11 protein-coding genes are annotated in these 13491 nt (G+C 70.3%); 9 read left to right on the forward strand and 2 right to left on the reverse strand.

Annotated elements, in window-relative coordinates:
• Positions 1-384: 384 nt before the first annotated feature.
• The 7 genes from AFM16_RS00040 to AFM16_RS00070 all read left to right on the forward strand — a co-directional run bounded on the left by AFM16_RS00040 (position 385) and on the right by AFM16_RS00070 (position 9033).
• Positions 385-1791 (forward strand): TniQ family protein, encoded by a 1407-nt coding sequence (locus AFM16_RS00040; RefSeq protein WP_078631445.1) that lies wholly within the window; start codon positions 385-387, stop codon positions 1789-1791.
• A gap of 129 nt (positions 1792-1920) precedes the next feature.
• Positions 1921-2745: a TnsA-like heteromeric transposase endonuclease subunit gene (locus AFM16_RS00045; protein WP_370627974.1), complete on the forward strand. Its 825-nt coding sequence runs from the start codon at positions 1921-1923 to the stop codon at positions 2743-2745.
• Positions 2742-4877: a TnsB C-terminal domain-containing protein gene (locus tag AFM16_RS00050; protein ID WP_078631447.1), complete on the forward strand. Its 2136-nt coding sequence runs from the start codon at positions 2742-2744 to the stop codon at positions 4875-4877. Before AFM16_RS00045 ends, AFM16_RS00050 begins: the two co-directional genes overlap by 4 nt.
• A gap of 83 nt (positions 4878-4960) precedes the next feature.
• Complete coding sequence (locus tag AFM16_RS00055) at positions 4961-5944, forward strand: TniB family NTP-binding protein (protein WP_078636770.1); 984 nt, start codon at positions 4961-4963, stop codon at positions 5942-5944.
• Positions 5945-5951: 7 nt separating this feature from the next.
• Positions 5952-6584: a hypothetical protein gene (locus AFM16_RS00060; RefSeq protein WP_078631448.1), complete on the forward strand. Its 633-nt coding sequence runs from the start codon at positions 5952-5954 to the stop codon at positions 6582-6584.
• 269 nt (positions 6585-6853) lie between these two features.
• A complete protein-coding gene (locus AFM16_RS00065) occupies positions 6854-7330 on the forward strand; it encodes a helicase associated domain-containing protein (protein ID WP_306293460.1) in 477 nt (158 codons plus the stop codon).
• 956 nt (positions 7331-8286) lie between these two features.
• Positions 8287-9033 (forward strand): hypothetical protein, encoded by a 747-nt coding sequence (locus AFM16_RS00070; RefSeq protein ID WP_179123230.1) that lies wholly within the window; start codon positions 8287-8289, stop codon positions 9031-9033.
• A 343-nt stretch (positions 9034-9376) separates the two neighbouring features.
• On the opposite strand, the gene AFM16_RS00075 is transcribed toward AFM16_RS00070, so the two are convergent.
• Positions 9377-9835, reverse strand: a complete 459-nt coding sequence (locus AFM16_RS00075; protein ID WP_245177568.1) for a hypothetical protein — start codon at positions 9833-9835, stop codon at positions 9377-9379.
• Between the two features lie 463 nt (positions 9836-10298).
• On the opposite strand from AFM16_RS00075, the gene AFM16_RS00080 reads away from it, so the two are divergent.
• Positions 10299-10802: a hypothetical protein gene (locus tag AFM16_RS00080; protein ID WP_245177569.1), complete on the forward strand. Its 504-nt coding sequence runs from the start codon at positions 10299-10301 to the stop codon at positions 10800-10802.
• Between the two features lie 729 nt (positions 10803-11531).
• Here AFM16_RS00080 and AFM16_RS00090 read toward each other — a convergent pair.
• The gene (locus AFM16_RS00090) at positions 11532-12110 is read right to left on the reverse strand and encodes a TetR/AcrR family transcriptional regulator (RefSeq protein ID WP_078631452.1); all 579 of its coding nucleotides are present in this window, start codon (positions 12108-12110) and stop codon (positions 11532-11534) included.
• Between the two features lie 92 nt (positions 12111-12202).
• Here AFM16_RS00090 and AFM16_RS00095 point away from each other — a divergent pair, with 92 nt between their 5' ends.
• A complete protein-coding gene (locus tag AFM16_RS00095) occupies positions 12203-12649 on the forward strand; it encodes an anthrone oxygenase family protein (RefSeq protein WP_078631453.1) in 447 nt (148 codons plus the stop codon).
• The last annotated feature ends 842 nt before the right edge of the window (positions 12650-13491 follow it).

The raw sequence follows: 13491 nt of genomic DNA on the forward strand, positions 1-13491 counted from the left end.
CCTCCAAGGGCCACGTTGCCCTTGCCTGTTCCGCGCAGCGTGCAACCTGTGCCAGACGGGACAGGTGCGAGCGCGCGTTATGTCTTATTCCGCCAGTATGAATCCCGCCACTGACAGTGGCGTCCCGCTTTTCGACGAGGACGTCGCGGTCGACGTACGGATCGACACAGCGAGGACATGAGCGCGCGCTGCTTGCGTTCTGCTGACTCGACCCAGCTGGGCCCGCGTGACTTCTGCCGCTCCGGCTTGGCGAAGAGACTGGGGCAGCAGCTTGTGGAAGGGGCACCCCCTACGGCCGTCCCGCGCGGATCCGGTTTGCTTGATCTGATGGGCATCCGTTGCGAAAGCGCCCGCCCGAGACGGCGAACACGAGACCGTGGTGGAGTGCCCCATCACCCCGGTCTCCTGCGGACCGCTCCCCTGCAGGGAGAGACGACCTCCTCGCTGATCTGCCGCATCGCGAGCCGCTACGGGATGGAAGCGAAGGTGTTGCGGTCGTGCTGGCAGTGGCGCAACTACCCGCCGGGGCACGACGGCGGGGGCGCGCGGGCCGACGCCGAGGTGCTGCTGAACGCGACCGGACGGCAGCTCCTGGCAGGCCTGTGCGGCATCGGAGAAGACGTGCTGGCGCGGGCGTTGCCGTCCTGGGGACAGGAGGACGCCAAGCTGTCGGCCGGGAAGAACGGGGTGCCGGCGGCGGCGTGGCGGACCGGCGGCGCGGTCGCCGGACCGGTCGCCTTCGGCTGCCGTCTGTGCGCGGCCCGACGCACGGGGACGGACGCGCGGGTGGTGCGGTACACGCCGCGATGGGAGCGGGTGTGTGTCCGGCACGGGCGGTGGCTGCTGGACGCGGACGCCGACCAGCCCTTGGAACACCTGGACATACGGGATCTGCCGGAGGTGGTCGCGGCGCAGCGGCGGTGGGCGAAGGTGGCACGGCGGGCGGTGCGGGCCGGAGTCGAGCCGGAGAGGGGGTTCGCGCTGGCGCACGCGGTGGTGGCCCGGTGGTGGGAGCAGGCGCTTTCCTGGGAGCGTGAAGTCATCTGGCCACGCCGCCTGCACCAGGTCGCGGGCGGCAACGCCGGGACGGAGCTGGAGCGGTGGCGGATCGTGGGCCGGGACGCGGTCGTCTTCCCCGAGGTGGTGGCCGTCGCCGACGCGCTGCTGGACCCGGTCATGGCCGAGTTGGCGTGGCCGGACAGCGGGGCCGGGCAGCCGCGGCCGCTGCCCGCTGACGGGGCGTTCTGCCGCCGGCTGGGTGAGCGGGTCGGGCGGGGGTGGCTGGGGCCGTTGGCCGCCACCGACTACGGCGGCCCGCTGACCTCGTGGATGGGCGCGGTCATCCGCATCCGCCGCGGCGCCGGGGGTCCGCCTGGTTACGGCAACGATCCGTGGTGGCTGAGGCAGGAGCACCAGCCCGAGTCCATGGCCGCCCAGCTGCGTGTCCTGTCCGAGGAGCGCAGCGCGCCCGGCTCGGGCACCACGTGGCGCTCTGCGGTGTCGGCCGAGCAGCGGGCGCGGATCACCAGTCTGGTCAACGACGCCGAGGAGCAGCTGACCCAGCTGCGCGGTGCCCAGTACGGCAAGACCGCCGACGCCGCTCAGCAGTTGCTGGGCAACCTCGGCCATGCCGCCACTCTGATCGAGCAGGCCGTACGGGAGACCGCTGCGGCAGCCCTCGGGGCCGGGATGGTGCTGGAGGATCTGGCGCGCTGGGCCCGCCTGCCGGCCGATGTCCTGGCCGAGGCACTCCCGGACCACCGCAAAAGGCAGCCTGGAAAAGAGCGGTGAGCGGGTGTCAGGAGGCAGGCAGGGTGTGCACGGATCGTGATCTGCAGGGCATACCTCATCGCCCGGCACTCGTGATCAGAATCCGTGAAGCCGCCCACCAGCGGGGCGGGACGGGCTTGACTGGGGCGCGTGGGCAGCAAGGACGCAGCGGCCGCATCAGGCGGCCGCTCACAGCACATGCAGACGGACACCGGATCCGAGTGGGAGGCGGTCTTTGTCGACCCCGTCGGGCAGGTGGTGCAGCAGCGGTGGGCGGACGCGGTTCTCGCGGTGGCCTTCGAGGATCTGGAGCCGGTTTCGGCGTTCCCGGTGGTGCCAGGGCGGCGGTGGGGGCCCGGACAGTGGTGGTCGGCCACGACCGGCCGACATGTGGCCTGCGGGTCGGCCGCGATGCGGGCGCAGCTGATGGTGCTGGACCGCGACCCTGAGGTGGTCGGCCTGGCAGGACGGCCGGTCCGTCTGCTGTGGCGGGACGCGCGCGGCCAGGTGCGCTCGTGGGTGCCGCAGCTCTTCGCCCGCCACCGCGACGGCACCGCAGTGCTGGCCGACTGCCCCAGCCACCCGGAGGCCGGCGGAGAGCGGGCGCAGCGGGCTGCGAGGGTCCTGGAGGAGGCGTGCGTGCAGGCTGGCTGGAGCTACCGGCGCCTTGAGCCGCTGGAAACGACCCTGGCTGCGAACCTGAAATGGCTGGCCGGCTACCGCCACCCCCGCAACGCCGGCCGTCCCCCTCTCGCGGCCGCCGTCCGTGAGGCGTTCACACAGCCGCGGCCTCTGATCGAGGGCACCGAAGCGGCGGGCGACCCGATCGAAGTCCTGCCCGCCGTCTTCCACGCCCTGTGGCACGGACACCTCACCACGCCCCTGGACATACCGCTGCACGAGCGGGTCCTCGTCAGCACCGGCGCCGGCGCTGCGAACGGCCGCAGCGGCCCGGGCAGCGGGAACGGGCGGTGAGCGGGCGGCGTGGCGGGCGGCCGGTGCTGCAGGTCGGAGCACACGTCCGCTTCCGTGACAGCACCTGGCAGGTCATCGCTGTGGCGGGGCAGCAGGTCCACCTCGCCGGTGAGACAGGAGGAGACGAGACGGTCGTGGCCGGGCATCTGTTCGCCGACCCGTCCTTCACCATCGTGGGCGCCGAGACGCCCCAGGCCGTGACGCAGTGGGGTCTGTTCGAAACCGCGCCCGAGGGCGCGCGACGCAAGGCGCTGGCCTGGCAGCGGCACATCCGCGAGGTGGAGTCCGGCCTGCCCGGCGGGCCGGACAGCGGCGGGGTGCCCCGGCCCGAGTACGACCCCGACCGGTTCACGCTCGCGCAGCGCGAGGAGGCCAAGGCCGCGGAGCTGACCGCGATCGGCTTCGGACCTGTCTCCCGGACCACGGTGCAGCGCATGCGCCTGGCCCACCGCAAACAGGGCTTGTGGGGGCTGGTCGACCACCGCACCACCCGCCGCCCCAGCCCGACCGGGCGCACCGACGAACGCGTCATCACCGCCATCGAGGAGGCGCTGCGCCGCCAGCGAGGCCGCTCCAAGGGCACCGTCAAGGGCCTGATGCCCCTGGTCACCCAGATCCTCTCCGACCGGCATGGGCGCGGCACGGTGACCATGCCCTCCCAGGCCACCTTCTACCGGCTCGTCCACCAGCTCGCCGGTCCCGCCGAACACCCCCACCGCCCCGCCCGGACGCTCCCCTCCCCGGCCGGCAGGCGGGCGTTCACTCCGACCGTGGCGCTGCGGCCGGGCGAGCAGGTGCAGGTCGACACCACGCGGCTGGACGTTCTGGCCGTCTTCGACGACGGCACCACCGGCCGGCCCGAACTCACCATCGCCGTCGACGTGGCCACCCGCGCCATCCTCGCCGCCGTCCTGCGCCCCGCCGGCACCAAGGCCGTCGACGCCGCCCTGCTGCTCGCCGAGATGGCCGTCCCCCACCCCGCCCGCCCCACCTGGCCCGACGCACTGCGCCTCGCCCACACCCAACTCCCCCAGCTAAAGCGGATGATGGGTCTGGACGAACGCCTTCAGGGCGCAGCCGCCCGGCCGGTCGTGGTGCCCGAGACGATCGTCGTCGACCGGGGCAAGATCTACCTGTCCACGGCGTTCAGCGCCGCCTGCGAGAGTCTCGGCATCAGCGTCCAGCCCACCCCGCCCCACGCCCCCGCCGCCAAAGGCATCGTCGAGCGCACCTTCGGCACCATCAACGCCCTGCTGTGCCAGCACCTGCCCGGCTACACCGGCTCCGACGTCACCCGCCGCGGACCCGACGCCGAAACCGAGGCCTGCTTCAGTGTCGCCCAGCTGCAGGACCTGCTCGACGAATGGCTGATCCACTACCACCACCGCCCCCACGAAGGCCTGCGCCACCCCACCCTGCCCAAGAAGGCCCTCACCCCGAACCAGATGTGGGCCGCCCTCATCGCCGTCGCCGGCCACGTGCCCCTCCCCCTCAGCGGCAGCGACTACCTCGAACTGCTACCGGTGCGCTGGCAGGCCATCACCGAACGCGGCATCCGCATCGACCACCGCACCTACGACGCGGACGTCCTCACCCCCTACCGCGGCCAGCCCTCCCCCGTCACCGCGCGCGGCGGCAAATGGGAGATCCACACCAACCCCCACGACGCCCGCCAGGTCTGGATCCGCCTGCCCGACGGACACCTGTCAGAGATCCCGTGGATCCACCGCGACCACATCCACGAGCCGTTCAACAGCGCCACCTGGCAGCACATCAAAACCATCACCACCCGCCACGGCGACCGCGACACCCACGAAGCCGACCTCGCCGACGCCCTCGACCAGCTCATGCGCCGCGCCCACACCGGCACCGCCACCGCAGGCGAGCAACGCCTGATCACCCGCACCGCACCGCTGAAAACACCCCCGCCCACGGCCGGCACCCGCACGGCCCACGCCCCGGAGCCGCAGGCCGACGGATGGGACGACGACAGTCTCGACGACCTCGACGACCTGCCTGACGACCCAGAGCAGGCTGACGGCGAGGAGGAAACCGTCGACGACGGCGACGCGCCCGTCCCGTACACCGGACTCGGCCTCTACGACCCCGCTCAGGAAGCCCTCAACTGGTGACCAGCCCCGCACGCAACCACCACGCCACCACCGACACCGAGCCCCTGCTGCCCGGCACGCACGCGGCAGAGCCGGAGTGGCCGATCACCACCTGGCAGGGCTGGCAGCACTTCGCCACCACCCCGCCCCTCGCCCCGCCCCAGCCCGGCCATACGCCCCGTGGCGCGGAAGAACGCCTCGCCTACCACTCCGCGTTCGTCACCGTCCGCACCCCCGCCATCAACACCCTCGCCACCCAGGTCCGCACCCTGATGCTGCTCGGCCGCCACCAGCAGACCACCGCCCGCCCCTCACTGATCGTCACCGGCCCCGCCGCAGCCGGTAAAACCACCGCGCTCCTCGAAGTCGGGCGCACCTGCCACCTTGCCCACACCCGCAAGAACCCGGCCCCGCCCGGACGTGCCCACGAGCAGGTGCCGGTCGCGTACCTGCTGGTGCCGCCCGGCGCCACCGCCAAGACCCTCGCCATCGAATTCGCCCGCTACCTCGGCATCCCCGTCACCAACCGCATGACCCAGGTCCAGATCACCAGCGCCGTCTGCCACACCTACACCCAAGCCGGCGTCCGCCTGGTCCTCATCGACGAGATCCACCGCCTCAACCCGCGCACCACCACCGGCGCCGAAGCCGCCGACCTGCTGAAAGACCTCACCGAACGCATCAAAGCGACCTTCGTCTACAGCGGCATCGACGTTGCCGCCACACCCCTGTTCAGCGGCATACGCGGCGCCCAACTCGCTGGCCGCGCCAGCCTCATCACCTGCGGCCCTCTCCCCGCCCGCCACGGCACCCGCCGGCCCTTCACCGACCTCATCACCGACATGGAAACCGCCCTCGACCTCACCCAGCACACACCCGGCACGCTCCCCCGCCACGCCACCTACCTCCACCAGCGCACCGCCGGCCGCATCGGAAGCCTCGCCCGCCTCATCCGCCAAGCCGCCATCACCGCCATCTGCGACGGCACCGAACGCATCACCAAAAAATCTCTCGAAGCCATCCAGCTCGACCACCTCGCCGAAGAAGCAAGCCGCCCGCGCACCCGCCAACCCACCAGAACGGCATGATCAGGCCGTGAAGAAGACCACGGATTCGCCAATTGGCGAGGAGTTCGCCGCTCTCTGCGACCGGGTGTGGGACGTCCTGGTCCCCGCCCGTGCCAGCTACCTGGCCCACGTCTCACCCCACTACGACGAGGTACTCCACGACGTCGCGCAGCGAACCAAACATTCCGGCAGCCTCGGCAAGACGGACATCGCAGCCCTCGTCGTCTGGAAACGGCTCTCCGCACAAACCCGCTGGGTGACCGCCCTCATGTCCCTGCCCGACACCCACGTACGAGCCGTCACCGAACGGGCCGTCACCGCCGTCCGCGACACCACCCTCACCCGCAGCGAAGCCGCCCGCACAGGACGCGGCATCATCGCCGAACTGCCCGGCTTCCGCACCGGCGACGCCCTCGCCTCCGCCATCCTGACCGCAGCCACACCCCAGCGGATGGCCGTCTACGACCGCCGCGTCCAACACGCCCTCGACACCCTCCGCCTCCCCCTCACCCCCGCACCGGGACGCTACGGCCGCTACCTCCAGCTCCTCGACGACCTCCTCCACCACTGCGGAGCACACGCCGACGGCTGGACCGCACGCGACATCGACACCGCCCTGTACTGGACCGGCGGCAACCCGCTCCAGCCGACACCGGTGTAGGCCCACCCACACAAGCCCTGACCACGCAACAAGCCGCTGACCAGCACAAACCCGCACCAGCTCTTTAGATACCGAACACCATCACCAACACCACACCACCGTTATCAACAAACCCCGAACAACCGCAGGCCAGACGCCCCATCACCACTTCCTTCAGCGTCCCGCAAGCGCCGGAATCGTTATCAACGAATCCACAACACCCCAGCTCAAGCCACCCACACCACACCAACTACGAACCCCGGAATCACAGGAGGGCTGCGCTGGAAGCGGTGGACGAGGACTGGAACCCGTCATGGCCTGCCGAATGGCAGCGGCACTACGCCGCCCTGCGCGAACTCCTGCGCGACGAAGACGGCCACACCGATGTCCTGCCCGGCGTCACCATCCACGGAATGGACATCGGACGATGGCTCGCCAAGCAGCGCCAACACGACGTCTGGCAGGGGCTGTCCGCGGGGCAGCGGGAACGCCTGGAACAGCTCGGCATCATGCCCTTGCCCCCGGGGGCGGAGAGGCAAGCGCCAGCGACGGCCTCTTCTGGGGGGTTCGAGCGGGGGGTGGCAGCCCTGGCCCAGTATCAGGCACGCACCGGGACAGTGACCGTGCCCAGAGGTCATGTGGAGCGGCTGGAAGACGGGACCGAGGTCCGGCTTGGAGTCTTCTTGAGCAATGCCAGGAGCAGGCGCGCCAAGCTCAGTGCCGACAAACGGCAGCGACTCGCCGGCCTCGGGCTCGACTGGGCATGAAGGACGCCAACGTCGGTGGCACAAGGGGGAATTCATGGATCAGGCAACGGCCACGCTGCTGGGCGCAGCAGTTGGGGCATTCGGTTTCGTCGTTGTCGGTGCCTTCGCGTCGGCGGCAATGCGTCGGCAGGTAACTCATTGGACGGCTCTTGGCGAGCGGGAGTGATGCCGGCGGAACTGCCGGGACGTGTGTCTGACGTTCACGGCTGCCTGCCGCAGTGCCCCGCAGGAACTGGTATCCGCCGTCGACTGTCAGGGTGCCCATCCGGAAGAATCGTCAGAGAACCTTCTCTGCGACGTGGCAGGCCCTGGTTCTCATGGACACCTGCTTTGGTGCTGTTCGGCTCGAAGTTCCAGAGGCTGTCCTGGAGGCAGCAAGTGCCCCAGGCCTTGCGGGTCGGTGGGCGTCCCGCGCCGCTTCCCCCTGCGTCCTGCTGATGGCATGGAAAGTGGCCGTGCGCCGGTCGACGCAGCCGTGGAACAGGTCACCGCCGCGAAGCGTGCTTTCGCCGTGGCGGCACGGAGCGAAGTGATGAGGGCAGAGTGACCCACCTGGCACTCGAGTACCGCGGTCTGCCAGGAAACGGCACCGCGGTGAAGCCCAGCGCCTTCCATCTGGACACGAAGTCGAGGCGCGCCAAGCACATCACCGGCGAATTCATACAACTCGCCGCTCATGGAGTCGGCTGGCGGGGGTGGGTGCGACGCCGCTGACGGATCGATTCACCTCCCACGGAACTGTTGTCGGGCGGGCAAAGAACAAGGCGGTGCTGTCCCTCACTTCGGACCTCCCCTCCTCCATCCTCAGCAGGATCCTCGGCATACACATCAGCACGGCAGTCGTCTGGGTCCGGTTCATAGAACGTGATCGTGCTGCTCTCAGCGGCGCCAGAGCTTCCGGCGGGGACGGCAGGAAAGCTGATGACAACGCGGGGGCCCTGGCCGACCATTGTCCGGTGACCCGTGACCTGCAGAGCTTCGCCCTCAGTGTGGTCGTCCCCGACCAGGTGATGCGTGGAAGCACAGTGGAAGTACGCCCACGGATCGAAGGGCGGGACATTGTGGCTGAGGCGTTCGACGACGGGCCGTGCGAGGACCCGCGTCACCTTCTCTTTCCTGACGGGCCGCTTCGTGCTGACGTGTCTTCGCGCGAGGTTCGCCTGGCAGAGGCAACGTGCACTGAAGGATGCTGTGGCGCTCTGTATGTCACGATCCGCCGTGACGGCGACCAGGTCATCTGGGGGGCATGGCGTAACCCTGATGCTGTTGAGGTCGGCCTGCCGGAGTTCAGATTTGACGCTCAGCAGTACCATGCGGAGGTCGAACGCGCGACATTGGACCGCTCCTGGGAGTGGCCGGCCAGGACGGTTGCCCGTCTCCTCGAAGAGGAGCTTCGGCGGCGCACCGCCTGGCTCGAGCGCTGGGAGTGTGAGCTTGCCAGCGTGTCTGCCTGGCTCTGGGAGCCGGACCAGATCAATCTCTTCTTCTTCCACCCGGGCGGAGCCGCCGTCAAGGAGGACCGTCCCTGGCTCCAGTTCCGGATGACACTGAACGTCTCCGGCGGCGATCCGGCGGCACAGGCACAGCAGTTGGCGGAGGAACTCACGGCGTTCGACCCGCGCCTGGCTGCCGATGTCTGCGGAGGCTCGCCGGAGTTCGCTCGTCAGCTTGGTTACCCCTGGCCGCAACGGCACATGCTGTGATGCTCGGGAACGGAGTAGTCCAGAAAAAGGGGCGCGCTCCGTGAAGAGTCCTCGACGGCTCACCTCCGCTGGGCCGGCGAAGGTGCAGCGACGGTCGGCGTCCGGACGTTCCTCGGTCTCCGGGGCCCCTGCTCGCCCGCATTCTCAGTTCGCCCCGCTCGTCCGGGGTGGGGCGAGTCCTCCGCTCGGGGCGCGCAGTGGCAGGCGGGACTATGTGGCAGGGGTTTGTCCGTCACCGTCCCCCGTTCCCCCTCTATCGAGACACCAGGGCTTGCTGACAAGACAGCCACCGGTGCCTCACGGTGAAAGGGGGAGGCAGCCCTCCGAGAAGCCCGCAGCGCGATCAACGCCGGCGGGGCTGCAGGGCCGCTCGGTCACGCCAGTAGTCCGCGTTGCGAGGATCGGCCAGCCATCCGGTCACACGCTCAACGGCTGTTGCGAATGCCTCGGGCAACGAGATCTCCTCGTCCACAACCAGGCTGAGGGCATCAACGTCATGGGTGCCATGGTCGGTCTCGCACCAGCAGGCGACATTCACCGCCGCGTCCACTGCCAGCCGGCCTCTGTCCGCCCAGACCACCTGCAGCAGGAACTCCAACTGGTCACCGCCGTCGTCGTGCGCGACCACGTCGATACCCAGCACCACAGGCGTCCCTGACTGCCCGTCGGGGAAGACCGCATGGTTCAGTTCCCATTCCCACTCCACCATCTCTCCGGCGGCCCGGGCCGTATCAACAGCACGGGCCGCACGTCCCAGGCTTTCCAGGTCAGCAGCAGACAGATGCGGGAAGAGCGTGGTCAAGGGGACATCGTCGAAGGTGCCTCGGCTCATGGGCATGAGCCGATCATCCGGTCTCTCCCGCTCGGACGACAAGCATCATCTGCCGCGACGTCTCCCCCTCCCTCCCCCAGCGTCCCCCAGCGCCACCGTGACGGCCGACAAGCCGAGCCCCTCCCGGGCTGTCGGTGAGTCTTACGATCTCCCCCCGGCGCAAATGCCTCGGCGTCCGAGGGGACACCTTGGACTGGTGGACGCCTGCGCCATGTCGCCTTGTGCCTGGTGTGCCGGCGGTGCCTCAGGGGGGAACCGCCGATGACCGTGTTGTGCACTCGAAACCAACGGGCGTCCACAGGGCGGGGCGTGAGAGGGTGCGGCTCTGTCCAGGGCAGCGGGACGAGTGGGGCTGATCTACGGTTACGACATCTCTCTGCGTCCTGGAAATGTCGCCAGGGCGCTGGCCGGGCTGGCGTCGCCAGGCCGTGACGTGCCGCCGCTCGAGGTCACCCTGCCCGGCGGTGAGCCGATCGTCCTGCCGTTCACGTCTCAATTCGGGAGCGGGCCGGTCGACTGCTCCACGGGCAGCACGCTCGACCTCGACACGTCCCTCAAGTTCGACGCCGATGATGCCTTGCGTGCTTATGCGCAGCAAAGCGGCTCTGGGCCGGGGGCGGACGGACGGGTCCGGGTCGGGTACATCTACGTGACGGTCCGGTCCGTGTCCCTTCTGCATCCTGGTTACCCGTCGGTGCAGTGCTGGGCCGCGACGTCGGGGACGAGCCGGCTGTTCGCGCGGTCGGCCGGTGTCAGGACGGTGTTCACCGCTCCCGCCGCCGGCAGCGGGGGTGTGTGCTGTCTGTTCGACACCGGTGACGGCGCCCCCGAGCAGGTGTGCCGGCCCAACGGTGAGATCGTCCGGGAGACGGCCGGCGGTCCCCGCTTTCCGGATCGGGGTGCGCTGGTGACGGCTTGGCCCGACCCGGGTAAGTGAGTATCGGTGTCCCTCTTTGCAGTGGGAGTACCTGCCGCGGGCGTCGGTTTCGGCTCCCGCATGACCTGTCGGCGCCGGCTGTGCGACTAGAACGGGGCCGGCGTCCGGCGGCGGCTCCGCGAGGTCCTGTCGGCCGAAGTCGAGGTGGCCTCCCGCCGGGATTGATCCCGGGATCGGCAGCAGGCTGGTGCCGTGCCGTCGGCGGGGGAGGCTGGCCCGCGGCACGGCAGGCGCGGGCAGACCGTGCAGGCCGTGCAGAGCGCGGCGACGGGGACCGACCGGTGCGCTCGGTCTGGTTCTCAGCGCCGCCGTGTTCGGACAGCCCACTGTCTCGACGTCGGCGTCGGCCATGTGCGGGCTCTGCTGCCCAGGGAGCGGGAACACGGCGTCCTGGAGGAGGGCGTGGTCCGGGTCTGCCCGTTGAGGCACTCCGGCCTCGACTGCCCGGGCCGCTGCAGCTTCGCCGCCGGCCCGCCATGCGAGGGTCTGCGTCCCCTGCGGGTCCGGACGGCCGCCCGGCTTGAGGAGGACGACGAGGGTGCCGGGCATGGTGCGGCGTCGGGGCGGGTGTCGGGTCGCAGTCGATGAGCGGCGCAGGTTGTGGAGCGGGTGTCGGCTCGGGGGTGATGGGGTCTGGTGGTCTGCGGCTGCGCTGTGTGGGGGCGGTGAGCGGAAGCGTTGGCGCGGCAGGGGGCGGGGGCGGGGCTGCGTGTTTGCCGGGGCGGTGGGTCAGAGCACGGCGAGGCGGTCCACCAAGAGCTCCACCCTGTGGGCTGCGTCCTGCGGCAGCAGCCGTCCGGCCCGGGTCAGGGTCGCGAGGCCGTGCAGGGATGCCCAGAACACCTCGGTGAACAGGGCCGGGTGGACACCGTTCCCGGCGACCTCGCCCAGGCTTTCCAGCAGGGCGGCGAAGGCGTCCTTCAGGGGTTGCGGGGTGTCCTCCTGCGCGTAGGCCAGGCCGCCGTCGAGCTGGAAGAGGGCGTCGTAGACCGCCGGGTTGCGTGCGGCGTAGTCGAGGTAGGTGCGGGCGAGCGCGGTGACCCGTTCGCGAGGGCCGCTGGCGGTGGCGGTCGCGGTGCGCACGGCTGCGGCCAGTTCGGCGGCGCCCTGGAGGGCGACGGCGCCGATGATCTCGCGTTTGCCGCGGAAGTGGCTGTAGAGGACGGGCTGGCTGTACTCGATGCGTTCGGCGAGGCGGCGGGTGGTGACCGCGTCCCAGCCCTGCTGCTCGGCAAGTTCACGGGCTGTCGCCACGATGAGGCGCTCGCGTTCCGCCCGCTCGCGCTGCTTGCGTTCCTGAACCGACATACCCCGGATTCTAGCATCGCTAGACAATCGAGCGGCAGCAGTACTAGCGTTGCCTCATCATCTAGCATCGCTAGATCCCTGGAGGGGTCATCATGCTCACCGCACTCGAGGTGTTCACCACCGTGACCGTCGGCCTGATGGTGGGAGTGGAGTTCTCCGTCGCCTTCGTCATGAACCGGATCTTCAACGCCCTCCCCGAGGACGCCTGCCAGCTCGCCCGCGCCCACGGAGGCCGCATCCTCGGCGCCCTCATGCCGTTCTGGTACACCGGCTCGCTCGTCCTCAGCGCGCTCTGGGCCATCGCCGGACACGACCGCCCCGGCACCGCACTCGTCGTCACCGCCACCGCACTGCTGACCGTCAGCGTGATCATGTCGCTCCTGCTGCTCGTCCCGATCAACAACCGGAGCAAAACATGGACCCCCCAGAACCGGCCCACCGACTGGAAAGAACAGATGAACCGCTGGGACCACTACCACCACGCCCGCGTCACCGTCATCATCGCCGCCTTCACCCTCCTGACCACCGCCCTGACCTGAACCCACCCACACAACCCACACGGCCCACACGGAGAAGAGCGGTGCCGCCGACGAAGACCGACACCATCCCCCAGCCACCGCCCTCACCCTCCCCATCACCCGGTCCGGGCCGGAGCCCGTCCTACGCCCGGCAACGCCGGCGGCCTCCCGGCCGTCAAGGGAACCCCCGACACCTCACCGCCCTGCTACCGGGGCGCAGGGGTGTCGGCGCTGTCCGTGCCTGTGCGTCGCCGACGGCGGCGTGCCGCGGCAGCGGCGTCTGCGTCTGCCGTCGTCAGCGGCCCGTCAAGGTCCGGCGCAGGCCAGCAGGCTCACGCCGACAGAGCCGGGGCCGCGGCCGGCCGGCGACGGTGCGCCGAGGGGGCGAAGCACAGCCGCCGTCGGCGCAGTCGACGGACCCGCGGGTTCCCACCTCCCGAACCCACCGCCTCCGTGCCGGGAACCCGTACGGGAGCGGGCCACACCAGGCCCGCCCAGAACATCAGATACGGCAACTGCTGTCCGGCCGCCGATCCGTCCCGGCGCTGCGACGACCGGCACTCACACAGAAGGAGGCCGCCACACCACGGGCGAACAGACAGCGGCGGCGGGCCACCGACCCGGCACACCGACCAGAGCTACCCGAAGAAGGTGGGCGCCGCCCCCACCCCGATGACGGACTTGGAGGAGGCGCATCGCCTGTGCGTCCAGCCCGGGGAGAAGCCGCTCCCGGCCGAGCAGCGGATCGACTGGACGGCAAAGCCAGCGAGGGTACGGGCCGTCGCGCAGGCCTGGTCCGCACGGGTCACCTGAACCGGACCGGCATGTGGCACGACCTCGCACCCGCGGACAGACACGCATGG

This window comes from Streptomyces antibioticus (assembly GCF_002019855.1).
Taxonomy (GTDB): domain Bacteria; phylum Actinomycetota; class Actinomycetes; order Streptomycetales; family Streptomycetaceae; genus Streptomyces; species Streptomyces antibioticus_B.

What these genes read in the sequence shown, in the direction of transcription:
- AFM16_RS00090 (WP_078631452.1), bottom strand. Translation starts at nt 12,110, where the DNA reads ATGTCGGTTCAGGAACGCAAGCAGCGCGAGCGGGCGGAACGCGAGCGC.
- AFM16_RS00095 (WP_078631453.1), top strand. Translation starts at nt 12,203, where the DNA reads ATGCTCACCGCACTCGAGGTGTTCACCACCGTGACCGTCGGCCTGATG.